The organism is Maribacter sp. MMG018, from assembly GCF_018100785.1.
Classification (GTDB): Bacteria; Bacteroidota; Bacteroidia; order Flavobacteriales; family Flavobacteriaceae; genus Maribacter.
In genome coordinates, this window is sequence record NZ_JAGJEC010000001.1 from 913,837 (window position 1) to 938,887 (window position 25,051).

General features: G+C 39.5%; 23 protein-coding genes. 7 read left to right on the forward strand and 16 right to left on the reverse strand.

Annotated features, from left to right (window positions below):
* Positions 1–107 precede the first annotated feature (107 nt).
* Positions 108–497, reverse strand: a complete 390-nt coding sequence (locus tag J8L85_RS04010; protein WP_211014783.1) for a carboxypeptidase-like regulatory domain-containing protein — start codon at positions 495–497, stop codon at positions 108–110.
* 173 nt (positions 498–670) lie between these two features.
* Between J8L85_RS04010 and dgt the strand changes: the two genes are divergently transcribed.
* Entirely contained in the window at positions 671–2,014 is a 1,344-nt protein-coding gene (gene dgt / locus J8L85_RS04015) for a dGTP triphosphohydrolase (protein ID WP_211014785.1), read from the forward strand.
* Here the strand turns inward: dgt and J8L85_RS04020 are convergent.
* Both J8L85_RS04020 and J8L85_RS04025 read right to left on the reverse strand, forming a co-directional pair.
* The gene (locus J8L85_RS04020) at positions 2,011–3,135 is read right to left on the reverse strand and encodes a DUF3078 domain-containing protein (RefSeq protein WP_247656547.1); all 1,125 of its coding nucleotides are present in this window, start codon (positions 3,133–3,135) and stop codon (positions 2,011–2,013) included. The genes dgt and J8L85_RS04020 overlap by 4 nt on opposite strands.
* Positions 3,132–4,898, reverse strand: coding sequence for a 1-deoxy-D-xylulose-5-phosphate synthase (locus J8L85_RS04025; protein WP_211014787.1), 1,767 nt, complete (start codon positions 4,896–4,898; stop codon positions 3,132–3,134). The genes J8L85_RS04020 and J8L85_RS04025 overlap by 4 nt, the downstream gene beginning before the upstream one ends.
* A 94-nt stretch (positions 4,899–4,992) precedes the next feature.
* On the opposite strand from J8L85_RS04025, the gene J8L85_RS04030 reads away from it, so the two are divergent.
* Complete coding sequence (locus J8L85_RS04030; protein WP_211014789.1) at positions 4,993–5,436, forward strand: nucleoside deaminase; 444 nt, start codon at positions 4,993–4,995, stop codon at positions 5,434–5,436.
* A gap of 65 nt (positions 5,437–5,501) precedes the next feature.
* On the opposite strand, the gene J8L85_RS04035 is transcribed toward J8L85_RS04030, so the two are convergent.
* From J8L85_RS04035 to aspS, 4 genes are all read right to left on the reverse strand, one after another.
* Positions 5,502–5,693, reverse strand: coding sequence for a cold-shock protein (locus J8L85_RS04035; protein ID WP_211014791.1), 192 nt, complete (start codon positions 5,691–5,693; stop codon positions 5,502–5,504).
* A gap of 64 nt (positions 5,694–5,757) precedes the next feature.
* A complete protein-coding gene (locus J8L85_RS04040) occupies positions 5,758–6,030 on the reverse strand; it encodes a hypothetical protein (RefSeq protein ID WP_211014793.1) in 273 nt (90 codons plus the stop codon).
* A 54-nt stretch (positions 6,031–6,084) separates the two neighbouring features.
* Positions 6,085–7,872 carry a chloride channel protein gene (locus J8L85_RS04045; protein WP_211014795.1) on the reverse strand — a complete coding sequence of 596 codons (1,788 nt, stop codon included), beginning with the start codon at positions 7,870–7,872 and terminating at the stop codon, positions 6,085–6,087.
* A gap of 59 nt (positions 7,873–7,931) precedes the next feature.
* On the reverse strand, positions 7,932–9,680 hold the full coding sequence (gene aspS / locus J8L85_RS04050; RefSeq protein WP_211014798.1) for an aspartate--tRNA ligase: 1,749 nt from the start codon (positions 9,678–9,680) through the stop codon (positions 7,932–7,934).
* A 260-nt stretch (positions 9,681–9,940) separates the two neighbouring features.
* Between aspS and J8L85_RS04055 the strand changes: the two genes are divergently transcribed.
* Positions 9,941–10,288 (forward strand): nicotinic acid mononucleotide adenyltransferase, encoded by a 348-nt coding sequence (locus tag J8L85_RS04055; RefSeq protein WP_211014799.1) that lies wholly within the window; start codon positions 9,941–9,943, stop codon positions 10,286–10,288.
* Positions 10,289–10,370: 82 nt separating this feature from the next.
* On the opposite strand, the gene J8L85_RS04060 is transcribed toward J8L85_RS04055, so the two are convergent.
* From J8L85_RS04060 to J8L85_RS04090, 7 genes are all read right to left on the reverse strand, one after another.
* Complete coding sequence (locus J8L85_RS04060) at positions 10,371–13,877, reverse strand: efflux RND transporter permease subunit (RefSeq protein WP_211014802.1); 3,507 nt, start codon at positions 13,875–13,877, stop codon at positions 10,371–10,373.
* Positions 13,878–13,883: 6 nt separating this feature from the next.
* Positions 13,884–15,050, reverse strand: coding sequence for an efflux RND transporter periplasmic adaptor subunit (locus tag J8L85_RS04065; RefSeq protein ID WP_211014803.1), 1,167 nt, complete (start codon positions 15,048–15,050; stop codon positions 13,884–13,886).
* A 27-nt stretch (positions 15,051–15,077) separates the two neighbouring features.
* On the reverse strand, positions 15,078–16,418 hold the full coding sequence (locus J8L85_RS04070; RefSeq protein ID WP_211014805.1) for a TolC family protein: 1,341 nt from the start codon (positions 16,416–16,418) through the stop codon (positions 15,078–15,080).
* Positions 16,419–17,024, reverse strand: coding sequence for a TetR/AcrR family transcriptional regulator (locus tag J8L85_RS04075; protein ID WP_211014807.1), 606 nt, complete (start codon positions 17,022–17,024; stop codon positions 16,419–16,421).
* 86 nt (positions 17,025–17,110) lie between these two features.
* The gene (locus J8L85_RS04080) at positions 17,111–17,257 is read right to left on the reverse strand and encodes a hypothetical protein (protein ID WP_211014809.1); all 147 of its coding nucleotides are present in this window, start codon (positions 17,255–17,257) and stop codon (positions 17,111–17,113) included.
* Positions 17,247–17,672 (reverse strand): hypothetical protein, encoded by a 426-nt coding sequence (locus J8L85_RS04085; protein ID WP_211014811.1) that lies wholly within the window; start codon positions 17,670–17,672, stop codon positions 17,247–17,249. Before J8L85_RS04085 ends, J8L85_RS04080 begins: the two co-directional genes overlap by 11 nt.
* Before the next feature lie 4 nt (positions 17,673–17,676).
* A complete protein-coding gene (locus J8L85_RS04090; RefSeq protein ID WP_211014813.1) occupies positions 17,677–18,210 on the reverse strand; it encodes an RNA polymerase sigma factor in 534 nt (177 codons plus the stop codon).
* 142 nt (positions 18,211–18,352) lie between these two features.
* Between J8L85_RS04090 and J8L85_RS04095 the strand changes: the two genes are divergently transcribed.
* Positions 18,353–19,327: a polyprenyl synthetase family protein gene (locus J8L85_RS04095; RefSeq protein ID WP_211014815.1), complete on the forward strand. Its 975-nt coding sequence runs from the start codon at positions 18,353–18,355 to the stop codon at positions 19,325–19,327.
* On the opposite strand, the gene J8L85_RS04100 is transcribed toward J8L85_RS04095, so the two are convergent.
* Together J8L85_RS04100 and J8L85_RS04105 are read right to left on the reverse strand one after the other, a co-directional pair.
* Complete coding sequence (locus J8L85_RS04100; RefSeq protein ID WP_211014817.1) at positions 19,324–20,472, reverse strand: lycopene cyclase family protein; 1,149 nt, start codon at positions 20,470–20,472, stop codon at positions 19,324–19,326. The two genes, J8L85_RS04095 and J8L85_RS04100, sit on opposite strands and share 4 nt — an antisense overlap.
* 47 nt (positions 20,473–20,519) lie before the next feature.
* Positions 20,520–22,781, reverse strand: a complete 2,262-nt coding sequence (locus J8L85_RS04105; RefSeq protein ID WP_211014819.1) for a TonB-dependent receptor — start codon at positions 22,779–22,781, stop codon at positions 20,520–20,522.
* A 108-nt stretch (positions 22,782–22,889) separates the two neighbouring features.
* Between J8L85_RS04105 and J8L85_RS04110 the strand changes: the two genes are divergently transcribed.
* The 3 genes from J8L85_RS04110 to J8L85_RS04120 all read left to right on the forward strand — a co-directional run bounded on the left by J8L85_RS04110 (position 22,890) and on the right by J8L85_RS04120 (position 24,970).
* A complete protein-coding gene (locus J8L85_RS04110) occupies positions 22,890–23,552 on the forward strand; it encodes a metal-dependent transcriptional regulator (protein ID WP_211014821.1) in 663 nt (220 codons plus the stop codon).
* An 11-nt stretch (positions 23,553–23,563) separates the two neighbouring features.
* A complete protein-coding gene (locus J8L85_RS04115; protein ID WP_211014823.1) occupies positions 23,564–24,385 on the forward strand; it encodes a ZIP family metal transporter in 822 nt (273 codons plus the stop codon).
* Between the two features lie 144 nt (positions 24,386–24,529).
* On the forward strand, positions 24,530–24,970 hold the full coding sequence (locus J8L85_RS04120; RefSeq protein ID WP_211014825.1) for a hypothetical protein: 441 nt from the start codon (positions 24,530–24,532) through the stop codon (positions 24,968–24,970).
* Positions 24,971–25,051: the final 81 nt, after the last annotated feature.

Sequence of the window (25,051 nt, forward strand, 5' to 3'; positions counted from 1 at the left end):
GGTCTAGGTAGCTTTAAGATTCCAAAAAAAAACTAGTCGACAAAAACCAATAGTAAATGAAATCCGGTATTTAAAAAAAGACAAAGTTGGATTTGGTGAACAAACTATTATTGTTCGCTTTTACTGGCCAATTTGATCTGTTTGGGGTTCGTGTTTACTTGGGCCAGGTCTATAGTCGGTAGGGCCTTTGCTTGCAGACCGCATTGAATGTATGTGCTCTCGTTTAGGCTTATGACTACTGGTAATTCCATTTCTTCATAACCCAAAAAGCGAACCAGAAGGGTGTACTCCCCAGGGGCAACATCGGTAATCTCAAAATTGCCATTGAAATTTGTATGGGTAGACCAATCGGTATTTTTTAAACTTACGGCTGCCATTAGCAAAGGTTCATTGAACATTTCCGCATTTAGCACCTTGCCGGTTATGGCGCCTGTAGACTGCGCAAAAGTTATGGTAGATATAAGGGTTACGACGGTAATTAGCAGTTGTTTCATCATCAAGCGATTATTTGCTTGCAAATAAAGTCATCATAGGTTAAGCTAAGGTTAGGTGCAGATTATTAGTGTATTTCCAAAAGGTTAAGATATGGCAAGTTACTTATAATTCTGATTGGAATAGAATGTCGTCTAATATTCAAAAAATGTATCTTGCGCCCAACTAAACAAGTATCATGGATTGGGAGCAATTACTTTCTTTACGTAGAAAGGGAGACACTAATAAAAGACTGCGTAACGAGCAGAACGAGACCAGGTTAGGTTTTGATGTAGATTATGACCGTATCATTTTTTCGGCCGCGTTTAGGAGCTTACAGGATAAAACTCAGGTAATTCCACTTTCTAAGACCGATTTTGTGCACACAAGGTTAACCCACAGTTTAGAAGTGTCGGTGGTAGGTAGAAGCCTTGGGCGGCTTGCGGGCAAAAGAATTCTTGAAAAACATCCATACCTCAAAGAAATTCATGGGTATAAGTTCAATGATTTTGGGGCTATTGTGGCCGCCGCCGCATTGGCACATGATATTGGCAACCCTCCTTTCGGACATAGTGGTGAGAAGTCTATAGGAGAATATTTTAAGAACGGTAAGGGCAAGAGGTTCAAGTCTGAACTTTCTGATAAGGAATATCAGGATATTATAGATTTTGAAGGGAATGCAAACGGGTTTAAGTTATTGACACAAGATAGGGCCGGAGTACCTGGTGGCCTGCGTTTAAGTTATGCCACCCTTGGGGCCTTTATGAAATATCCGAAAGAATCGCTGCCCAAAAGACCATCAAAACATATTGCCGACAAAAAATTCGGTTTTTTTCAAACGGAAAAAGAATCTTTTTTTGAAGTGGCAAAAGATTTGGGTCTGATACAGACCAGTATTGGACCCTCTGTTTCTTTTGCACGGCACCCTTTGACCTATCTTGTGGAGGCAGCAGACGATATCTGTTATACGATCATAGATTTTGAAGACGGTATTAACCTTGGGCTGATCTCGGAAGATTATGCTTTGGAATACCTTATTAAACTGGTAAAAGACTCTATAAATACCAAAAAGTATAATTCTTTAAAGTATAGAGAAGATAGGTTAAGTTATCTGAGGGCATTGGCCATAAACACCCTAATACAAGATGCGGTATCCATTTTTATGGATAACGAAGACAAAATACTGAACGGTACATTTGATGTTTCGTTGTTGGACAAGAGCAAGTACGAGGCTCAGGTAAAGGATATTATTAGTCTTAGTGTACAAAATGTTTACAGGGCAAAAGAGGTAGTGGAAAAGGAGATAGCCGGTTACAAGATAATTGCCGACATTCTTGAAGTGTATACAGATGCCTTGGTAGAAAAGAAGAACCAAAGTGCCTCGAACTACCATAATCTAATTTTAGAAACCCTGCCCGAGTTTTATCAGCGAACAGAGATTTCTTTATATGAAATATTGTTGAATACCTGTTGTTATGTGGCGAGTTTATCCGATAGTTCAGCAGTGCATATACACAATAAAATTAGTGGTAAGCAACTTTAAAAATCATAGGCGATGCCTACTGCCAACACTTGCTTAAATTGAATTTTGGGTACGCCGGGGTCGATTACCGTGCCATCATCGTTCTGTACCTCGTCAAACAAAATGTCGTCATCGTAGATCATTTGTGCGCCAATGGTTGTTTGTATGTATTTGTTGACCTTGAGCGTTAAATTTAGTTCCCAATCCACATCAACATTGCCAAAACTGTTAAGGTAGTCGGTGTATAAGTTCAATCTGCTTTTCATTTCCACGTTCTTGGCAAGGTTTACCTGCCAATTATGGGTAATAAGTATACCCAGCTCCATAAGATGGTTTTTTCCGGGCGTAATTACATTTCCATCATCGTCCAATACCGCTTTTTCTACACCAAAAGAACCTTTGTCGGCGAGATCTTGATCCAATACAAAAGTAGATTTCATGGTCAAAGGGGAGAGATAAAGGTTAAATTTTTGATTTTTACTTATATAAGAGGTACCCGCACCAAATAATAGATAACCCGGGGCCATGAACCTAGAGATCGGGGTGGCCCTGTCGGGGTACGTATACCCATTTGAAAACTGAGTATTAAAATTTAATTGAACAGAGTAATACCAATTACTGATCGTATCACGCCTGTAACCTAAATTGGAGCTAAGCCTAATAACATCTTCTGATTTTCTCAGCTTTCTTCCTTCCTGTGCATTTAGGCCATATCTAAGTTCGACATTGTTGTCCCATTTGACATACCTGAACTTATAATTTCTGACAAATTTTATAAAGCCGAGTCCACTTACAGCATTGTCTCCACCAGCATTCCAGTTTACAAAGGCCGCCTCGCTTACATTAATGCCGAACAGATTTTCCTTTGTCCAAAAAGAAGGCACCCTAAACCTATCATACCTATCTTTTAAGGGTTTTGTTCTTTTAAAGGATATTACGGGATTGGTCAAATTTACCCCCCTTGGTATGTGTTTGATTTTTTCTTGGGTTTTTCTAATTACTATGGTGTCAATTGCCATGGTATCAATCACAATTGAGTCTGGAACGATAGGAGAAGGAATAGTGTCTTGTGCAAAGACCATAAAGGTCGTCAGAAAGAAAAAACAAAATAATGATTTTGCCCGGTGTTCAAATGCGCTCATAAAATATTCTCTATGTATGATTTTATTGAATTTTTGTCCAAAGCAGCTATTTGATAAAGTTCTTCTGGGGTTCCATGGGGTAAAAATTCATCCTTGACACCAAATATCTTAATATTTTTGTTTAATCCAAGTACATTGGCCAATTCAAGAATGCTACTGCCAAATCCTCCAGAGGCACATCCGTCCTCTAAAGTTATAATGTGTTCGTAGTGCTGAAATATTTCGGACACCCTCTTGGTGTCCAAAGGTTTTATAAAAGGGAAGTTATAGTGCCCTATTGCATCGGTGTTACATAGTTCTTTTGTAATTTCTTTTGCCATGTTTCCTATTGGTCCAGTACTAAGAATAGCTATTTTATGTCCTTTTTTGAGCTCAAAAGATGTGCCGATCTTTAGTTTTGTAAAAGGTTGTTTCCAATTAAGTATATGGCCTCGGCCTCTAGGGTATCTTATGGCAATAGGTTGGCCTAGCCCCAATTGGGCCGTAAACATTATGCTTCTTAGTTCTATCTCGTCTATTGGGGAAAATACGATGAGGTTTGGAATACATCGTAGATAAGCAATATCAAAAACCCCGTGATGGGTGGGGCCGTCCTGCCCTACAATTCCTGAACGGTCCAGACAAAATACAACAGGAAGATTTTGAAGGGCCACATCGTGTATGACCTGATCGTAGGCCCGTTGTAGAAACGTGGAATAGATGTTGCAAAAAGGAATCAAACCCTCGGCGGCCATACCGGCGGACAGCGTTACGGCGTGTTGTTCTGCTATACCAACATCAAAGGCTCGTTCGGGAATCTTTTCCATCATAAATTTTAATGAACTGCCTGTGGGCATTGCAGGGGTAATACCTACAATTTTTTCATTCTGTTTTGCCAGTTCAACAATGGTGTGGCCAAAGACGTCCTGAAATTTTGGAGGTTCTTGGGTCTCTTCTTTTTTGTATAGTTCTCCTGTTTTTTTGTCAAACCTACCTGGTGCATGGTAGGTTACTTGGTTTTCTTCCGCTTTTTTTAGTCCTTTTCCCTTTGTGGTTATAATATGAAGTAGTTTGGGGCCGTTAATCGATTTTAATCTTTCCAGTTCTTGAACCAAAGTAGTAATATCGTGGCCATCGATAGGCCCACTGTAATTAAAATTTAAGCACTCGAAAATGTTTTCGTCTTTGGCGGTCCCTTTTTTTACGTTCGTCAAATATTTTTTTAAGGCTCCAACACTGGGGTCTATCCCAATAGCGTTGTCGTTAAGTATAATTAGAGCGTTGGTGTCGGTAACCCCTGCGTGGTTCAACCCTTCGAACGCCATTCCGCTTGCGATCGAGGCATCGCCGATGACCGCAATATGTTGTGTTGTGGTATCTCCTTTTAGTTTGGAGGCGATGGCCATTCCTAAGATGGCAGAAATGGACGTTGAGCTATGGCCGGTTCCAAAAGCATCATATTCACTTTCTGACATTTTTGGGAAACCACTAATACCGTTCAATTGTCTATTGGTGTCAAAAACATCTTTTCTGCCGGTCAGAATTTTATGTCCATAAGCCTGGTGGCCTACATCCCATATTAATTTATCTACCGGGGTATTGAATACATAGTGTAGTGCGACCGTTAATTCTACCACGCCCAAGCTTGCTCCCAAATGGCCTTCTTTTGTAGAAACAATATCAATAATAAAGTCCCTTAACTCTTTTGCCAATAGAGGTAACTGCCCCAAGGTCAGTTTTTTTAGGTCGCTAGGTGAATCTATATGTTTTAATAGTTTGCTCACGGTACAATGGTAAGGAACAAAAATACTTCTTTTAAACACAAAACAATTGTTTTTAATACTAGCTGTCAAAAGAAGCAAATTGTATTTTTGGCATATGGTTTTACCGTTTGATGATACTTATTTTATGAAAAAGGCCCTGCAAGAGGCAGCGTATGCCTTTGAGAGCGATGAGATTCCGGTAGGGGCCGTTATTGTGGTCAAGGATCGTATTATTGCCCGTGCCCATAATCTTACCGAAAAATTGAACGACGTTACGGCACATGCAGAAATGCAGGCAATAACCGCGGCGGCCAATTTTCTTGGGGGTAAATACCTAAGGGATTGTACCCTTTATGTGACCTTGGAACCCTGTCAAATGTGCGCCGGTGCATTATATTGGAGCCAAATAGGTAAAATCGTTTATGCCGCATCGGACCCTTCCCGTGGTTATAAAGCAATGGGTACAAAGCTGCACCCGAAAACAACTGTACTAGGGGGAGTTATGGAATCTGAGGCATCAGAATTATTAAAGCGTTTTTTCGATAAAAAACGAAACTGATTTTCTAGGTATAAAAAAACCACGCTTTGGCGTGGTTATGAGTTTTACAAAATGTAATACGATGATTATAGGACTTTTACTTGTCCTGCAACTATTCCTTTTCTTCCTTCTTCTTCAATGTATTCTACTTTGTCACCTTCCCTGATTTCGGTTCCGTTTAGAGCGGTCGCATGGACAAAAATGTCCTTTCCTGTGTCGTCGTTGGTAATGAAGCCATAACCTTTGGATTCATTAAAAAATTTTACCGTGCCAGTCATTAAAATAAAAATTAAGTATTAGTTACCTAATTTAATAATTTTAGGCCAAGTATAGAAGTGATTTTTAATTTTTATTGTTCGGAATGTGTTGATTGTCAGACTCTAGTGGTGGTTTTCCCTGCATTTTACGAATGTTTTCTTCGGTAAGCATATAGTCTTTCATTTTTTTTCCACGACTTTCTTTTATTAAAAACAGGGGCATGGCAATTAAGAACAGGCCAAGGGTTCCCCCTCCAATATATTTGTTCGCCTGCTCTTCTTGTGAGTCTTCTAGCGTAAATCCGTAGATGATGGCACCGAAAGAAAGTAATACTATCAATGTAATAACGTACTTCATGGGACAAATTTAGTAAAAGTGGGCAATTTGATATAGAGGTGCCTTTATGCAGACTTATGAACCGGTAAAATTTATGAGTTCTCTTCGGTACGCTGTCAATAATTTTGATTTGGAAACAAATCCAAGATATTTTCCATCTTTTATAACAGGTAGGTTCCAAGCACCGCTATTCTGAAATTTCTGCATTACTGCCTGCATGTTGTCTTTGCCATAGTAAATTTGTTCAGGCGGTTTTTGCATAAATACTTTGACCTTGGTGGTTTTGTATAAAGAAGTGTCGAACATGATCTCGCGTATATCGTCTAACAAAATGATACCGACCAGCGCTTGTTTGTCATTGACTACGGGGAAAATATTTCTACTTGATTTTGCTACGGATTCATGTAGCATTTCCCCGAGGGTCATTTCTAATTTTACGGTTTTAAAGTTCTTTTCTATAATATCATCTAGTTGCATAAGGGTCAATACCGCATGATCTTTGTTATGTGTCAATAGGTCTCCTCTTTGGGCTAATTCTCGGGTGTAGATGGTATAGTCTATTGCGTTTTTTTTAATCAGATAAGAGATAGAGGCGGTAATCATCAAGGGAACAAAAAGAGCGTAGCCACCAGTAATTTCCGCTATTAGGAAAATAGCCGTTAGCGGGGCGTGCTGTACGCCCGAAATGAGTCCGGCCATTCCAATGAGCGTAAAGTTGCTTTCGGAGACCGAAAAACCGAGGCCTAAATTGTTTATTACCTTTGCCACTACATTTCCCAATGCACTGCCCATTACCATTGTTGGGATAAAGATGCCACCACCGCCACCGGCTACAAAAGTAGTGGTCATGGCTACGGCTTTAAATATGGTAATACCGAACAAGAGTGCGATTACCATCCAAATATTGTCTATGTAAGCGTCAAAAGGGGTTTTGCCCAAGGCGTGTATATGGTCTCCGATCAAAAGATTGTTGATAAACCCGAAACCTTCACCATATAATGGAGGGATCATATATAACATGATACCAATGGCAAGACCACCTACCAAAAGACGGTATTTAGGACTTTTGATCGGTTTAAATAATTTGAGGATACCAAAGTACATTTTGGTAAAGTAAATAGAGGCCAAGGCCGTACCTACGCCCAATACGATATAAAAAACGGTATCCTTAACTTCAAAATCGCGTGTAATATTAAAATTGAAAAGTACTTCGTTGCCCAAAAAGAAATAGGAGGTAAGTACCCCTGAAATAGATGCCAATAACAGTGGAAGCATAGAGATCATGGTTAGATCCAGACTAAATACTTCTACTGCGAATATGATAGCGGCAATCGGTGATTGAAAAATGGATGCGATGGCCCCTGCAGAGGCACAGGCGATCAACAAAGAACGTGTTTTTGCATTAATATGAAATAACTTTCCCAAATTAGAGCTAATAGCCGCCCCTGATGCTACCGCAGGCCCCAATAGACCAACAGATCCACCAAAACCAACGGTTAACGGCGCCACTATTAATTGGGTCAAAATATGTTTTCTTTTTATACGGCCTTTGTTTTTAGATAGGGAAAACAAAATAGAAGAGACCGCATGTGTCAATCTTTCCTTATGTACGTATTTTACGTAGATGTAAACAAGGGTAAGGCCAATAATAGGTAGTATAAAATATAGATGGGTGCTAGAAAAAATGATTCCTTTTTCTAAGGTGGCCTCAATAAAATAGGTAATGTTCTTTAGGGTTACGGAGGCCAACCCAGCTAGTAATCCGACAACAACACTGAGAATATGAACAAATGTTCTCTGGGAAATATGTTTATATCTCCAAATCAATATACGTTTTAACAAGCTTTTGTTTTGATCGGGCATTACTTAAAACTTATTTAAAGGTATATAAAAAACCCGCTTTAAAGCGGGTTTTTGTCTTACTATAAATCTAATTTTAAATTTAATTCTTTTAATTGCTCTTCATCGATCGGCGCAGGTGCATCGATCATAACATCGCGTCCGCTGTTGTTTTTTGGAAAGGCAATGAAGTCTCGAATGGTTTCCTGTCCTCCTAAAATAGACACCAATCTGTCTAGGCCAAAGGCGATACCACCATGTGGTGGAGCGCCATATTGAAAGGCATCCATTAAAAATCCGAATTGGGCCATCGCCTCCTCTGGCGTAAAACCTAGGTGTTTGAACATAATTGATTGGGTCTCCTTATCATGTATACGAATAGAGCCGCCACCAATCTCGTTTCCGTTCAACACCAAATCATAGGCATTGGCTCTTACGGCACCTGGGTCGGTATCCAAAAGCTCTAACTGACCGGGTTTTGGAGAGGTGAACGGATGGTGCATGGCGTGGTAATGGCCAGTTTCCTCGTCCAGTTCCAATAAAGGGAAATCTACCACCCAAAGAGGGGCAAATTCATCTGGGTTACGTAAACCTAAACGTTCCGCCATTTCCATACGAAGAGCGCTCATCTGGGCTCTTACTTTGTTTTTATCACCGCTTAGCACACATATCAAGTCTCCTGGTTTTGCGCCTGTAGCTTCTGCCCATTTTGCCAAATCGTCTTGGTCGTAAAACTTATCTACTGAAGATTTAAAGGTTCCGTCCTCATTACATCTACAGTATACCATGCCCAAGGCACCTACTTGAGGTCTTTTGACCCAATCGGTAAGTTTGTCTATCTCTTTACGTGTAAAGGAGTTTCCTCCCGGAACCGCTATACCCACTACCAATTCTGCACTGTTGAACACATTAAAATCTTTGTGCTGTGCAACGTCGTTCAATTCTCCGAACTCCATTCCAAAACGGATATCAGGTTTGTCGTTACCATACTTGGCCATGGCCTCGTCGAAGGTAATTCTTGGGAATTTGTCAATTTCGACCCCTTTAATCTCTTTTAGTAAATGCTTGGTAAGGCCTTCAAAAACATCTAGAATGTCCTCTTGTTCAACAAAGGCCATCTCACAATCTATCTGGGTAAATTCTGGTTGCCTGTCGGCACGTAGGTCTTCGTCCCTAAAACATTTTACGATCTGAAAATATTTATCCATACCACCGACCATTAATAATTGCTTAAAGGTTTGTGGCGATTGGGGAAGGGCATAGAACTGACCCTCGTTCATACGGCTGGGCACTACAAAATCGCGTGCTCCTTCCGGGGTAGATTTTATAAGGTACGGAGTCTCTATTTCTATAAACTCTTGATCGGATAAAAATTTACGTACCTCCATAGCCACCTTACTTCTAAAAATAAGGTTGTTTTTTACAGGGTTTCTACGAATATCCAAATACCTATATTTCATTCTAAGGTCTTCTCCGCCATCGGTTTCGTTCTCTATTGTAAACGGAGGAGTTTTAGATTCGTTTAAAACAATCAGTTCCGATACCAATACCTCTATGTTTCCGGTAGGTATATTAGGGTTCTTTGAAGCTCTTTCTATTACGGAGCCCTTTACCTGAATTACGAATTCCCTTCCAAGATTTCGGGCCCTTTCCAGAAGTTCTGATGAAGAGCGGTCTTCATCAAAGACAAGTTGGGTTATTCCGTATCGGTCCCTGATATCTACCCAGATAACAAATCCCTTGTCCCGGGTTTTATGGACCCATCCGGATAATGTTACGTTTTCATTGATATGGGTTTCCCTTAATTCTCCGCAATTATGGCTTCTATACATAATGATTGTATTAATAAAGGGGCAAATTTAAGAAGAGTTAGCGATTAAAGTTCCATTAATAAAAATCGATTTTCTGTCGAATATATGAAGAATATTCAGGTGTTTTTATTTTCGTAAGTTATTATAAATGAGTTTATTGCGATTCTAATGTAAATTTAATGTTAAGTAAATGTTACTAAAACGTTTGTTTAGAGCCGAAAAAAATCTATATTTGTTATTATAGTGTTAAGTGAATATGAATTAATATAAAAATATACAGCATGAAAAAAATACTTTTAATAGCGGTTTTGGCCTTTTCTTTTGGCGCATATGCCCAAATAGAACCGAAATTCGAAAAAGATGGTAATATGATAAAGGCAACTTATTATCATGCCAATGGAGAAATATCTCAACAAGGATATTTTTTAAATGAAAAGCTTCAAGGTAAATGGAAGATGTTTAACGAGGATGGTGATAAAATTGCCGTTGGCAACTATGATAAAGGAATAAAGACCGGTAAGTGGGTTTTTTGGGAAGGAGATACGGTAAAAGAGGTAAGTTTTGATAATAATAAAATTGCCAGTGTGGAACAGATAGATTCGAAAAAATCGATTGTTACCAATAGATAAGACCAATATAATAGATATTAAAAGGCCCGGTACCATTGGTACCGGGCCTTTTTGTTTGAATTATCTTTTCACATTTTCAATACTAAGCAACACTCTCTATGGTAGAGGTGTCTTTGTTCGGTTCTTTTTTGCCGATGCTCTTAAGCTTAATTTTTATACGGTACACAATATTGAATAATACGGGTACGATGATCAAAGTTAAGAACGTGGCTACGATCAAACCAAAGATTACGGTCCAGGCAAGTGGGCCCCAGAATACAACATTGTCTCCACCTATGTAAATATTGGCATCGAATTCTGAGAAAAGAGAAAAGAAATCGATGTTCAATCCTATGGCCAATGGTATAAGTCCGAGAACTGTAGTGATTGCTGTTAAGATTACAGGTCTAAGTCTGGCCTTACCGCCCACGATCATGGTCTCCGTTGCTTCTGGCAAGGTCAATAGGTCGCTGTCGTCCATTCCCAATTTTACCTTTTTACGGTCTATGAGAATTTGGGTGTAGTCTAACAACACTACCCCGTTGTTTACCACAATACCTGCCAATGATATTATGCCCATCATGGTCATCATAATTACAAACGACCAACCTGTTAGCATTAATCCTCCGAAAACTCCTATAAAACTTAGGAATATGGCGATCATAATGATCAGTGGTTTGGAAATACCGCCAAATTGAAAGATTAAGATCAACATTATAAGTCCCAGACCCGAGAAGAAAGCACCGATCAAGAACATTTGTTGCTTCATTTGTTCTTCGAGTTGTCCTGTGTAATCTATTTTCACGGTGTCGGGCAAGCCTTTAAAGCTCTCCATTTCTTTTTGGATTTCCCCTACAATGGCCCCAGCGTCGGTAAAGCCCGGTTTTAGTCCAGAATAAATGGTCACGACCCTTTTTCCGTCTCTATGCTTTATAGAGCTAAAACCAGAGGTGTTTTTTTCGGTAGCTACGGCAGAAACGGGAATTTCTTTGATTTGACCTGTCGCGGCATCCCTAAAAATGATGTTTTGGTTGAACAGGGCACTTTTATTATAGCGCAGATCTTCGTTAAATCGAATATTGATATCGTAATCTTCTCCATCCTCTTTATAAACCCCTGCTTTTTCACCAAAAATGGAACGCCTTAATTGATTGCCTACTTGGCCGACGGCCACACCAAGTTCCCCCGCTTTTTTACGGTCTACGATCACCTGCATTGAAGGTTTTCCCTTGTTTACATCGATCTTTAGTTCTTCGATACCTGCAATGTTCTTTGTGTTGATGTAATTTCTAATATCCTCTGCAGTATTGATCAGTTCATCATAATCCTTTCCTTCGAGTTCTATGTTTATAGGGTACCCTGCTGGAGGACCGTTAACGTCTTTTTCTACAGAAATGGCAACACCGGGGTAAACACCTTCTAATTCCGCTTGAACCCGCGCCCTTATATCTTCGGTGTTTATGCCTTCTCTGTATTTATATTCGCTGAAGTTGACGGTAACCTTGCCCTTGTGGGGCATCTCTGCAGAAGAACCTCCATCCGTAAGCGGGTTTCCGGCTCCTTCGCCTACTACAGATACCGCTGAGGACATCATAAAGTTTTCGCCGTTCTTTTTATACTTGGGGTCATCCATAATGGCATAGACCTGATCTTCGATCTTTTTGGTGATTTCGTTGGTCTTCTCGATCGATGTGCCTTCTGGATATTCTATATATACATAGATTTCGTTAGGCTTGTTGTCTGGAAAGAACTCTATTTTAGTTCTACCGCTACCTACCGACATGCCAAATAACATGAATACTCCGATCAACAATAAAAAAGTAATGCCAAAATACCAGTATACGTTGCTTCCCCGTAGGGCGTGTTTTAAACGGCGTTCGTACCAATTTTCGAAACGTGACATGGTATTTTTTTGAAAACTTATGGCAGTACCTTTAATAATGTATTTGTAGGCCCAGAACATAATTGCGGTTAAGATCAAAACAGATCCCAGACCTCGCATTGCGCCACCAAAAACCAATATCAATATACCAAGAACACCTAAAATTGCGCTCATTTTTATAAGCTGTTTTACGGTTAGTTCCTTTTCGTCGGTACTCATAAACTTGGAGACCAACATAGAATTCATGAAAATGGCAACAAACAGTGACGAACCTAGAACTACGGATAGTGTAATGGGAAAGTATATCATAAACTGACCAAAAATACCTGGCCATAATCCTAATGGAACAAATGCCGCTACGGTAGTTGCCGTAGATATAATAATGGGGAACGCAATTTCACCGATACCCTTTTTTGCGGCTTCTATGCGGGGCATGCCCTCATCCATTAAACGGTAAACGTTTTCCACGACCACGATACCGTTATCTACCAACATGCCGAGCCCCATGATCATTCCGAAAAGAATCATGGTATTTAGGGTATAGCCCAACCATGAAAGTATTACGAACGACATGAACATAGACATGGGTATGGCGAAACCTACAAACAGGGCATTTCTAAAACCTAAGAAGAACATTAAGACCGTAACTACCAGGATAATTCCGAAAATGATATTGTTGACCAAGTCATCGACCTGGTTCAAGGTTCTAGAGGAAGAGTCGTTCGCAATAGAAATATGAAGGTCTTTCGGAAAGTAGTTTTCCTGTTCATATTTAACGAGTTCTTTGATCTTGTCGGCCGCCGAAATGGCATTTCTTCCCGCTCGTTTTTTAACATCCAGCATAACTACGTTTTCGCCAAATTCACGGGCATAGGTAGTTCTGTCCTTTGCTCTAAAATTGATTTGGGCAATGTCTTTTAAATACACTGCGCCATTCTCTGATTTTACTACAAAGTTGTCTAGTTCTTTAGGGTCTTCTATTTCTCCGAGAATACGTATGGTACGTCTTTGCTCACTTGTTTTCAGGTTTCCGGCGGACATGGTCATGTTTCCATTGTTGATCGTATTGATCACATCCTGAAAGCTAATTTTGGCGGCCATCATTTTATAGATGTCTACGGCCACTTCTACCTCTTTGTCCTGTGCTCCACGAATATCCGCTTGTTTGATCTCAGGTAGGTCCTCGATTTCATCTTGAAGATATTCCGCAAATTCCTTTAGTTTCTCCACGGGATAGTCTCCCGTAAAGTTAATGTTCATTATAGGAACCTCTTCAGAAAAGTTAAGGTCAAAAACATTCGGTTCTACCTTTGCCCCGTTAAAAGTGGGCCAATCTTCACTTGCTTTTTCACTATCTACCTCATCTTTAACCTTTTGCTTGGCTTGCTCTACGGTAATTTCTTCATCGAACTCAACCGTTAAAATAGCATAGTCTTCTTGTGAGGTAGAGATAATCTCTACAACATTGCTGATGTTTTTTAACCGGTCTTCCAGAGGGTCCGTAATCAATTTTTCTATATCCTCGGCGGTATTGCCAGGGTAAGGGGTGCTTATGTATATTTTGGTTTCTACAATTTCCGGAAAATCCTCTCTGGGCATTGCCATGTAAGCCGAAAAACCAAGCCATAGAAAAATAGCGATCATTACATAAATAACCGAAGGATTGTCAATGGCCCAAGAAGATAAACTGAATTCCTTATCGGCGTTTTTCTTTATTTTGTTGCTCATCGAATTCTAGTTTTGAATTTTTACCTTTTGTCCGTCCTTAACACTTCTGGCCCCTTCTTTAATGACATGGTTGCCATTTTCCAATCCTGAAAGAATCTCTACTTGTGACCCTTGTACCTTACCGGTAGTAATAATGGTTCTTTTTACAATGGACTCGTTGTTATCGTTGGGTTCTTCGGCAACAAAAACATATTGGTCTCCATCGGCATTTTCAGATATAATACTCGAAGGTAAAAGAATGGCGTTATCGCTTGTATAGTCGTTCAGGTTTACCTTGGCCGTTAGGTTGGGCTTGATCTTACCGTTTTTATTGGGTACAGGTATTTCCGCACTAAAGGATCTATTGGACGGATTTATAAAATTACCGGTTTCCCTGATCTTGGTCTCCACACTGTCCCCAAGTACTGGAAAATAGACCAAGGCTTTCTTACCTTTTGAAATAGAGCCTATGTAAGTTTCTGGTACGTCTACCTCTATATACATATCGCTAAGGTTTACGATCCTAAAGACTTCTGATCCCGGGCCTGGGGAAACAACGGTACCCTGATCTTTGATGACGTCATCTATAATGCCGTTAAAAGGAGCGCGAATGGTTGCTTTGTCCAACTGACTTTCTACTTGTCTTACAGCTTCTTGGCGGGCTTCATATTCGGCCTTGGCCGATAGAAACTCGATCTCGGAGCCGATTTGTTGTTCCCATAATCTTTTTCTTCTTTCAAAAGTAGTTTTAGCAAGATCGGCCTGTGTTTTTAACTGAGATAACTGATTGCCCATACCACCATCGTCTATAATGGCCAAAGGTTGACCTTTACTTACACGTTGTCCTTCTTTAACATATACCTGTCTAAGAATACCCGACATTTCTGGATATATAAGCACATTTTGTTTTGTGGTCACATCACCTTGAAGTTCTAAATAATGGTCAAATTTTTGCGACTGTACCGTTAAGGTATTTACCAAGGGTAATTTTTCGGTAACGTCCATGGTCGAAATAACGGAATCCAATTGTTTTATTTGACTGTCTAATAGCTTTTGTTGGTCTAATATTTCGCTCTTTTTGGCCCTCAAGGCCTCTAAGTTACCCTGGGCTATGACTCCTGCAACAGATTGGTCTTCTCCGCCTCCACAAGATAAAAATGCCAAGGATATGGATAGGAATAATATTTTTTTCATAATGATTTTTTTAGTGATTGATTTTCTTTAGGATTGTTCGTTTAATATGGTTTCCAATTCCGTTTTCTTGTTGATTACCTCTACCATGTCCTGTAAGTATTCTTGTTGGGCGGTATACAATTGTATCTGCGCTTGGCGCAGTTCAAAGCTGGTAGCAATACCTTCGGTATATTTTATTTGGTTTTTTCTTTCAATACGTTCTGCCAAGGCCAAGTTGTTTTTAGATGTTTGGTATTCCTCAATGGCCAATACGTAATTACTTCGGGCGTTTTCTAATTGTAACTTTATTTGTTGTTCTGCTTCGGTAAGTTGTGTTTTTGCTTTTTCCAAGGCAATTTTTGCACGTTGGGTACTAGCGTTTCTTTTTAATGAACTGAATATGGGAATGTTAAGGTTAAAGCCCATTATAGAAGAATTGTACCATTGTTGTTCGCTATCTAAAAAGCTGAATGTGTCTGAATAGGCACTGGTACCATAGTTTACAAAGGCATTTAAAGTGGGCAAGGCCCTACTTTTTGCCAACTTCCATTCAAAAAATCGTTGTTCGTTCTGATTAAGGGCCAGTTTGTAATCAACATTGTTTTCTATTTTAAAATCGGACTCTAGAAGGTCTAAATCTATTTTTTTCTCCGTTAGGTTTTCAAGGTCTTCCTTTAATTGGGTAGGATGGTCCAAATCTAGCCCCATTACCACATTTAACATTTGTAGCGTAATCTTTTCTAACCGTAGGGCATTTTTTAACTGACTTTCAACAGAAGACAGGGTGATCTGAAGTTGCTCTACACTTTCTTCATCGGCTAAGCCATTTTCAAAAAGCTTGGTAGTTTCATAAAGATTTTTCTCTAGGGTCTCTTTGTTTTTTTCGAGTATGGCAACACTCTCTTGAGCCAACAATACATTGCCGTACGATTCAACTACCGATTTTCGCACCTCAAGGGCCGTTTTTTCTTTGTTATTGGCACTATAGCTTAAAAATGCCTTGGTTGCCTGTACCCCGACAATATACGAACCATCAAAAATTTGTTGGGTAAGTGTGGCCGTGGCGGTGGTCGTTTGTGGTTGTGAGAAAACAACGTCTACATAAGTTCCGGCCTCGCCACCGAAAATTTCGGCGGGTATCACCGTTACAGGCTGTTTTAATTGATTTTGATAGCTGATTTCACCATTTATCTGTGGTAAACCGGCCGCAATGGTCTCCCATTTTTGCTTTTGGGCATCTATAAGGTCCCTGTCGGCATTAATGGCGCTATAGTTGTTCTCAAGGGCATAGGCTATAGCTTCGTCCAAAGTAAAGCTGTTAGTCTGTTCTTGACCATAGTTGAAATGTACAACTATAATAAAGAGAAAAATAAATAGAGGATGTCGCATTTATTGTTGGTTTGAATTGATGATTGTGTTTAGGGTGTCTTTTCCTTTTTTTGTCACGATTCCACGTAAATGGTATTCTAAAAAGTCATCCATTAATTTTGAAATAGGAAATTTGTCTACAGGAAAAATGTTCTGATCCTTAATACTGTTAATTCCCGAATAGTACATTCTTGCTATAAATTCAGGGTCTAGATTAGGACGGTAAATCTCTTGTTTTATTCCTCGCTCCACATTGGAAAGAAGGCATTTCTGCATTTTGCTCAACTGCAATGACTTCATGTTCTCATGAATTTTTGGGTAATATTTCATGAGCTGAAATTGAGGAGAGGTTTTTTCGTCCTTCAGGTGGGACATTACATATTTTTTTATCTCATAAAGCTCTTCGATAGGGTTTTTGCCCTTTGCAATTATAGAATCAATGCCCTCGTTTATAGCGCATATCTTGTTCATTACACAGTCTTCGATCAATGCGGTCTTATTGTTATACTCCGCATATATTGTTTTTTTAGATATACCGATGGCACTGGCTATATCGTCCATTGTAACGCTCTTAAAACCATAGTTTAAGAACATATCCGTAGCCTTTTCCTTTATTTTTGTTTTCATAATCCAGCGCAAAGATAGGCTAGGAAACTTTTAAAACTATAAAAGTTTCTAAAGTTTTACATTTTGTTAACATAAGTGCTACTGGCCTATGGTTTTTTCTTGTGCTTCTTTTCGCCTTTCACATTTTCCGATGAATGCTCACGTTTATTGGGGGTACTTTTGTTTAAGCTCCAAAAGAAGGCTTTGTTCTTAATGTGGTATTTTCTTTTGGTATTGTTTGTCTTACTTTCCATGAGGTTTATTTTTGTTTCTTTCGAGGTAATTTTTGTACGCTTGTTCTCCTTCTTCTTTCCAGAATTCATCATAGTGTTTCCAGTCAGAAAAATCACATTTCCAATCTTTACAATTGGGGCCGAAAAAACGTTTCTTTTTTGATTTTCCTTTTTTGTCGTGGCTTTTGTCACCACCTCCACCAAATCCGAATAAGATTTTGGCGAGTATCAAAATGCCCAATGCTTTCCAATAGTCTACTTCGGGCAAACCAAATAAGTAGGGCATTAGCCAGTTCCATAACAGCATTACAATGTATCCTACCAAAAAGGCGATCGCTATGCCCAATATGATAAACATGATTACTTTGAATATTTTTTTGATCAATTTCTTGGTCTTTTTTTCCATATGTTTTTCCATGATGTCTTGTGTTTCCATAGTTTTATTTTTTTAGTGACTCTAGTTTTTTTGTTAAAATGGACATTGCCCTATGTCTTCTAGACATTAGTGTGCCGGGCGGTATGCCGGTTTGTTCCGATATTTCCTTGTAAGTGTAATTTTCAAAATCGACCGCAATAATTATATCCCTGTAAACAGGTTTTAATTCTGTTATGGCCACTTTTAGTTTATGTATTAGTTGTGCCGGATATTCCTCAGAGAGGTCTTCGTAAAATTTGCTGGCAAAATCGGTCCATAACAATTCTACCGTTTCGTCATTATGAATCCTTTCTTTTTTGGTTCGCATAACATCTATGATCCTATTCTTGATTGCATTGTACACGAAACCACCAATATTATGTATTGGAAGAGCATTTATAGGTCTAGAGAACAATCGAAGGGCAACATCTTGTATAATATCTTCCGCATCGCTTTCTGCCGTATGGTCGATTCTTGACCGCACAAAGTTTTTGAGCGAGTGATATTCCTCTTCAAAGAAGTCGGTAAGGTTATTGTCTTGTTGTTTTTTAGAAACCATTAAAGGCTTTTTCTAGGGTCTTCAATATTAAAGACGATGGTTTTGGAAACCATTGCATTTTTTTTCGAATATTTTCATATAACATCTGACGGATATATCGGCTTTTTGTAACAATGGATGTATTTTTGAAAAAAAACATGCTATGCATTCCATTGAATTTTATCGTTCAGAATTCATCTCTTATTTAGATTCTAAATTAACGGACAAAGAGCCGGTGAATCTTTATGAGCCTATAAACTACATTCTCAAATTGGGGGGTAAAAGGCTTAGGCCCACTTTGGTTTTGCTCACGGCCGAAGTTTTTGATGCCAGTTATGAAAAAGCGTTGGACGCCGCATTGGCCGTAGAGGTATTTCACAACTTTTCGCTAGTTCATGATGATATTATGGATGCGGCGCCCGTGAGACGTGGAAAGGCAACTGTACATGAAAAATGGGATGTAAATACGGGTATTCTTTCTGGTGACGCTATGCTGATTTGGGCATATCAATTGTTCGAGAACTATAAAACCCATATTTTTAGGAGTCTTGCGGAACTTTTTAGCACAACCGCCCTGCAAGTATGCGAAGGGCAACAGTACGATGTTGATTTTGAGACACGTGACGATGTAGCGCTTTCCGATTATTTAAAAATGATAGAATATAAGACAGCTGTCTTAGTGGCGGCGGCAATGAAAATGGGTGCCATTGTAGCCGAGGTTCCAGAAACATCGCAACAAGACATGTATAATTTCGGACTCAATCTAGGTATAGCATTTCAAATTCAAGATGATTATCTGGATGCTTTTGGTGATCCCAAAACATTTGGCAAACAGGTTGGTGGCGATATTATAGAGAATAAAAAAACGTATCTTTTTATAAAAGCGATGGAATCGGGTTCAAAAACGGTTAAAAAAGAACTTATGGACCTATATTCCATTCAACCTCCGGAGCCAGCTGAGAAAATTGAGGCCGTAAAAGCAATTTTTGAGGAGAGCGGGGCATCCGTTGCGGCGCAGGAGGCCATTAGGGCATATACCGAAAAGGCCTTCGTTATTTTAGACAGCCTAAACTTATCACAGGAGAAAAAAAGTATTCTTAAGAATTTTGGCGAAAACTTAATGAGGCGTACGGTTTAGAACATACGGTTCAAAAAAGCCTTAATGAAAGGTTTTTTAGGGCAACCCATTATGTAATATATGTCTTCCCATAGGGTGGTATTTTCATCTAAGAATTTAAAGATCAACTGGGGAGGCCTTTTTTTGAACAAGCTTTGAAAAATAGTATATCCGAGAGCATTATTGGTGTGTAGAACATCCAAGAACAACAGGTCATAATACCAGAATCGGTTTTTAGAGCCAAAATCGGACAAGGGTTTTCCGCTTTTTAAATGTGCGATTAATTGTGGTACTTTTTTGGATGTACTTAAAAAAGAGTAACCGGTACTGGGTTTTGCCCAACCACCGGCAGTGCCAATATTCAATACTCTAGTTGTATTATGCGAGTCAAAATTATAACAGGTCATGGGAATATTGCCTTCTTCGGTTTCCAAGATTTCATAATCGTAACAGTGTAGGTGTTCTGACAAGTAGTTTTTAAGGGCGTTTTCATACTCGCTTTTAGGTAATGTTTCTTCAGAAAATAAGGTGTATTCCACTAAAGCGGTATTGTTCTTAAAAGGTAGTACGTACATGAATCTTGTATTTCCCTTTTGTGGAACGGAAAAATCCATATAGGTAGCTTGGTCTATGTCGAATATAGGGTCTTTGGTCTTTATCGTCCAACCTATAAAATGTTGCTGTAATACCGGATATTTTTTTTGGTCCCGCATAAGCCCATAATCGAACATGCCTGTAAAAACCTGTTTTCCGGCGTAGTTGTTGTCCAGGGTTGTTACTTTGGCCTCTGTATTGTTTTCTTCTATATGGGTAACCGTTTCTTGTCTAAACGTTATGTTCTCGTATTCTTGTAGGCGATTAATATGATAAGAATAAAAATCTATGCCGCGAACCATTTTATATGTATAGGGTGAAATGGAGAAACGCTCAGAAAAATCAGGGCCGGAAAACAGGATGTGGTTCCATTTTTTAGAAACTATTTCATCAAACTGGCCACTTCCTTTCTCCCAAAAACACCATGTTCTGTCGTTGACGGTTTTCGGGTCTTTATCCAATATAAGAATAGATTTATTGTTGAAATAGGCATCTTTGCCCATAGTATCTGCCAACATGAGCCCCGCAGCACCTGCTCCTACAATTATATAATCGAAAACCGAATCGGACATGTATCAAAAATAGCAATTAATACTACCTAGCTTAGGGTATATGATTATTAATTAATACGATAACGTACACCAAGAAAACCACGGATACCTTGATTGGGTCCATAAACGTACGAGGGATCAAAAGTTAGGGCATAGGGGTTGTTGGGGGTTGCCAAGGGGCTGCCGTTACTATCAAAAGTCACCTCTTTATCAAAAGGGTCGTTCGCCCTTGCGATTATAAAGGGGTTGCCTCGGTTCGGTGTCCAGTTCAGCAGGTTTTTGATGCCGCCATAAAACTCGAGTTTATCTAGGCCCTTATAGGTGAATTGTATGTTTTGAATACTCCATGCCGGAGAATAATCACTTCTAGGGTCTAGGTCTCCCAATGTGGGCAGTCGCATGGGGCCATACAGGTTTCCGGTATAATCTACACTTAGGTCCAGGTTGTTAAAAGTATATCCTAAATTCCAGGTTCCGGTATAGGTTTCTGTTAATATTTGCCGAGTTGTAACGCCATTTTCTGTTTGACTGACATCTTGAAAGGTAGCCCCTACTAAGAATTTAAAACCACTTGGGAAAGAAACATCAACATTGGCGCTAATTCCTTTAGATACCGATTTGCCATTTAAGTTGTCGTAGATAATTTTGTTGGGGTCGGTATCGTAATCGGGTAAAATAGCGTTGCTGAAATGGGTGTAGAACAGCGATGCATCAATACTGGCAAATGTACCGTTGCTACCATATATTTTCTTAAGGTAATTAAGGTTTACGTTAAAGGAACGTTCCGGATCTAGGTCTTCGGTTACCACCACGTCCCGTGCTCCCGTTAGGGCGGCATGCTCTTCCGTAAAAAGGTTTACGACCCTAAATCCCGTTCCGGCATTTAACCTTATAATGTCGTTGTCGGTCATTTTCCATCTATAGGCGGTTCTAGGGGTAAGAATGCTGCCATGTCTTTTGTCATAATCGTATCGTAAGCCTACCAATAGCGAGTGTTCTTTTGCCAAACTTATCTCGTCTTGAACAAATATACTTGGTATCACTACTTCATCTGCGGAAACCGTTGCGGTCGTATTATCATCATAATAATTATATCTTATAGCTGTTCCTAATAGAAGGTCGTGGGCATTTATTTTTTTGTCCCATGTAAGCTGTCCGAAGCCTATACGCTGATCGGCCAAATATGCTACATCACCATAAACCGAGTTTTGGTTATGGTCATTGTAAGAAAAGGAGAATAATAACTTTTCTTTAACCGGTAATTGGTATTTGCCCAATATTTCCCATCGACGGGTATAAATACTCTCGCCATAGATTTCATCTCCACCCCTGTATGCGGGTGTCCATTGTAGTTCCCCTCCCCAACGGTCTTCATAGAAGAAACGACCGGCCAAGGAAAAGATGCGGTTTTCTTTTCTTTGGAAATTCCATTTTTGAAAAACCGATATTCTATCCTGTAGGGTTAGATCTGTAAAGTTGTCACCATTATTATCTATTACTTGGTCAAAGTTGAAATAGTTTACACCCAAAAGTAAATCGGTACCTTGGCCAATGCCTATTTTGGCGCCAACGTCCAGGTTGTATTCTCCCCAGCCCGTTGCAAAAATATCGGCAGCAAAATCAGGAGCGTCGAAGCTGTTTTTTGTTATTATGTTAATAAGCCCGCCTACGGCCTCACTACCATAAAGGCTAGAGGCCGGTCCTTTTACGATTTCTATTTGTTCGATCAGTGAATTGGGTATGCCAGATAGGCCATATACCGTGCCCAAACCACTTACAATGGGCATGCCATCTATTAATACCAAGGTGTAGGGGCCTTCCAATCCATTTATATGTATATCTCCGGTATTGCAGACATTACAATTTATCTGTGGACGTACGCCGTTTACATTTTGTAGTGCCTCAAAAACACTTGCAGTCGGATTTTTTTTAAGAAAAGTAGGACTGTAAACTTCTACGGGAACAGGACTTTCTGAACGTTTTACCGCTTTAAGCGTTCCGGTAACCACCATCTCGTCTAAATTTTCGGTGGTAGCGGTGAGGTTTATGGTTAAGGATTTGGATTGTCCGGGAGCCAAAACAATTTTTATGACGGAAGGTTTGTATCCAATAACAGAAGTTATGATAGTATATGGGCCGGGGGCGATACCGGAAAGTTTATAAACACCGTTTTCATTTGAGGAAGTTCCTATTTCGGTGTTTTTAAGATAGATGTTGGCAAAAGGTACAGGTTCGTTGCCGGACATCACGGTACCTGATATGGTGATATCCTGAGCAAAAATGAAGGAATTAAAAACAATTGTGCACAATAAGCATAGATTATGTTTCATTTGATTGGGAAATATATATTTAGTTCAGGTTAAAATTAATTTTAGACAAATCTAAATATTTGTTTTTATATATAAAAATGTATTTTTGTACAGCATTAAAAATTAGGCATGACACTTTCGGAAGAAGACTACATAAAAGCTATTTATCATTTAGGTAAGGGTTTGGACCAAGCTGTCTCTACAAACTCAATAGCGGAACAGATGGATACCAAACCCTCGTCTGTGACGGATATGGTAAAAAAACTGTCGGAAAAGGATTTGGTTTTCTACAAAAAATATAAGGGCGTTCTACTTACCGAGACAGGAAGGTTGTCTGCTTTGTCCATTATTAGAAAGCATAGGTTGTGGGAAGTTTTTTTGGTAGATAAATTAGATTTTGCCTGGGACGAAGTGCATGAGGTAGCCGAGCAATTAGAACATATTAAAAGTGAGAAGCTTATAGATAAACTAGATGCTTATTTAGGGAATCCCAAAGTGGATCCGCATGGCGACCCTATTCCCTCTAAGGATGGGGAGTTTAAAAAATCGGTCAAGAGGTTGGTTACTGAACTTCCTATTGGATCGCAAGGTATATGTGTGGGGGTGAACGACTCTTCGGTCGCCTTTTTAAAGTTTTTGGACAAGAATAATATTTCATTGGGAGATACCCTTGAAATTTTGGATAAGGAAGATTTTGATGGATCTCTAAGTATTAGGGTCAAGGGAAAAGAAATGAGGATTTCTGAACAAATAGGATCCAATCTTTTTTTGGAGGTGCTTGAAAAAGATTAAATAAAATAGGTATGCAAGAAGTTATAGATTATTTTGAATCGATCAATCCCGTTTTGGCCGCATTTTATGCGACTTTGTTTACTTGGGGGCTTACGGCGGCGGGCGCTGCATTGGTTTTTTTGTTCAAGACGATGAACAGGGCCATTCTCGATGGTATGCTCGGCTTTACCGGTGGAGTAATGGTAGCGGCCAGTTTTTGGAGTTTGCTGGCACCGGGTATAGAAATGAGTCCTGGAGAGGGATTTGTAAAGGTGGTTCCTGCAGCGGTTGGATTTCTTTTAGGGGCCGGATTTATATTTGGTCTGGACAAGATTCTTCCACATTTACACATTAATTTTAAAGAAAGTGAAGCCGAAGGTGTTAAAACACCTTGGCATAGAACTACTTTGCTGACCTTGGCCATAACCCTGCACAACATTCCGGAAGGGTTGGCCGTGGGGGTTCTTTTCGGCGGGGTTGCAGCTGGTTTTGATGGAGCTTCCATTGGTGGGGCGGTTGCCTTGGCATTGGGGATAGGCCTACAGAATTTTCCCGAGGGTTTTGCTGTGGCAATGCCTTTAAGAAGACAGGGGCTTAGTAGGTCAAAAAGTTTTATGTACGGTCAGGCTTCGGCTATTGTAGAACCTATCGCGGCCGTTTTAGGGGCGTGGGCGGTGTTGACCTTTCAGCCAATACTGCCATATGCTTTATCTTTTGCGGCAGGTGCCATGATTTTTGTGGTGGTCGAAGAGGTAATACCAGAAACCCAACAAGATAAATATACGGATATTGCCACCATGGGCTTTATCGGTGGCTTTATTATTATGATGACGCTTGATGTTGGTTTGGGATAAAATGCTGGTTATCCCATAAACTATCCTAAAAAAATAATTTTTTAAAAATAAAGGAGTTATTCTATCTACAAGGGACATTTGAGAAAGCAAATGACTGATAATTTGTTCTAAATTAGTGGGGATAAAACCATAAGTAACGTAGGTATGGCCAAAAAAGGTAGGCACTGGATATGGAATTTGTTACTGATTATTACGGTAGTCGTATGCGTATCCGTTTTAACGATGCATTATAAAAATTGGATAAAAGTTACTTCGAACAACATTAGGATCTTATCGGGTTTTTATTCGGAAAATGTGGCCTATACCGAATTGGATAGTGTGGTGTTCGTTGAGAAAATTCCACCTATGATAAGGGTAAACGGTTTTTCGGCACTAGAGAAGGAAAAAGGTATTTTTAGGGAGTTCAAGGATTCTTTGACCGACAAGAGTATTCATGTTTTTGTGGATAATATTACCCAACCCAAGATAAAACTGGTATATAAGGACTCTTTAAAACTGTATTTTAATCTTAAGGACTCGGTAGAAACGGTGAACATGTATGATGCCTTGCAAGAAAAGCTCATGCAAAATGAAAGTCCCGATTAAGGTGTTTGTGCTTTAAAAGTGTTGTGACACTTTGTTTTTTTAGAATTTACTCAATAAACCTGTTCCGTTTTATAGATCTTC

Excerpts from the sequence above, each read along its gene's own strand:
- J8L85_RS04010 (WP_211014783.1), bottom strand. The coding sequence starts at position 497 with ATGATGAAACAACTGCTAATTACCGTCGTAACCCTTATATCTACCATA.
- J8L85_RS04095 (WP_211014815.1), top strand. The coding sequence starts at position 18,353 with ATGCATTCCATTGAATTTTATCGTTCAGAATTCATCTCTTATTTAGAT.
- J8L85_RS04075 (WP_211014807.1), bottom strand. The coding sequence starts at position 17,024 with ATGAAAACAAAAATAAAGGAAAAGGCTACGGATATGTTCTTAAACTAT.
- J8L85_RS04090 (WP_211014813.1), bottom strand. The coding sequence starts at position 18,210 with ATGGTTTCTAAAAAACAACAAGACAATAACCTTACCGACTTCTTTGAA.
- J8L85_RS04055 (WP_211014799.1), top strand. The coding sequence starts at position 9,941 with ATGAAAAAAATACTTTTAATAGCGGTTTTGGCCTTTTCTTTTGGCGCA.
- J8L85_RS04065 (WP_211014803.1), bottom strand. The coding sequence starts at position 15,050 with ATGAAAAAAATATTATTCCTATCCATATCCTTGGCATTTTTATCTTGT.
- J8L85_RS04030 (WP_211014789.1), top strand. The coding sequence starts at position 4,993 with ATGGTTTTACCGTTTGATGATACTTATTTTATGAAAAAGGCCCTGCAA.
- J8L85_RS04110 (WP_211014821.1), top strand. The coding sequence starts at position 22,890 with ATGACACTTTCGGAAGAAGACTACATAAAAGCTATTTATCATTTAGGT.
- J8L85_RS04115 (WP_211014823.1), top strand. The coding sequence starts at position 23,564 with ATGCAAGAAGTTATAGATTATTTTGAATCGATCAATCCCGTTTTGGCC.
- J8L85_RS04020 (WP_247656547.1), bottom strand. The coding sequence starts at position 3,135 with ATGAGCGCATTTGAACACCGGGCAAAATCATTATTTTGTTTTTTCTTT.
- J8L85_RS04045 (WP_211014795.1), bottom strand. The coding sequence starts at position 7,872 with ATGCCCGATCAAAACAAAAGCTTGTTAAAACGTATATTGATTTGGAGA.
- aspS (WP_211014798.1), bottom strand. The coding sequence starts at position 9,680 with ATGTATAGAAGCCATAATTGCGGAGAATTAAGGGAAACCCATATCAAT.
- J8L85_RS04040 (WP_211014793.1), bottom strand. The coding sequence starts at position 6,030 with ATGAAGTACGTTATTACATTGATAGTATTACTTTCTTTCGGTGCCATC.
- J8L85_RS04080 (WP_211014809.1), bottom strand. The coding sequence starts at position 17,257 with ATGGAAAGTAAGACAAACAATACCAAAAGAAAATACCACATTAAGAAC.
- J8L85_RS04035 (WP_211014791.1), bottom strand. The coding sequence starts at position 5,693 with ATGACTGGCACGGTAAAATTTTTTAATGAATCCAAAGGTTATGGCTTC.
- J8L85_RS04105 (WP_211014819.1), bottom strand. The coding sequence starts at position 22,781 with ATGAAACATAATCTATGCTTATTGTGCACAATTGTTTTTAATTCCTTC.
- J8L85_RS04100 (WP_211014817.1), bottom strand. The coding sequence starts at position 20,472 with ATGTCCGATTCGGTTTTCGATTATATAATTGTAGGAGCAGGTGCTGCG.
- J8L85_RS04070 (WP_211014805.1), bottom strand. The coding sequence starts at position 16,418 with ATGCGACATCCTCTATTTATTTTTCTCTTTATTATAGTTGTACATTTC.
- J8L85_RS04085 (WP_211014811.1), bottom strand. The coding sequence starts at position 17,672 with ATGGAAACACAAGACATCATGGAAAAACATATGGAAAAAAAGACCAAG.
- dgt (WP_211014785.1), top strand. The coding sequence starts at position 671 with ATGGATTGGGAGCAATTACTTTCTTTACGTAGAAAGGGAGACACTAAT.
- J8L85_RS04060 (WP_211014802.1), bottom strand. The coding sequence starts at position 13,877 with ATGAGCAACAAAATAAAGAAAAACGCCGATAAGGAATTCAGTTTATCT.
- J8L85_RS04120 (WP_211014825.1), top strand. The coding sequence starts at position 24,530 with ATGGCCAAAAAAGGTAGGCACTGGATATGGAATTTGTTACTGATTATT.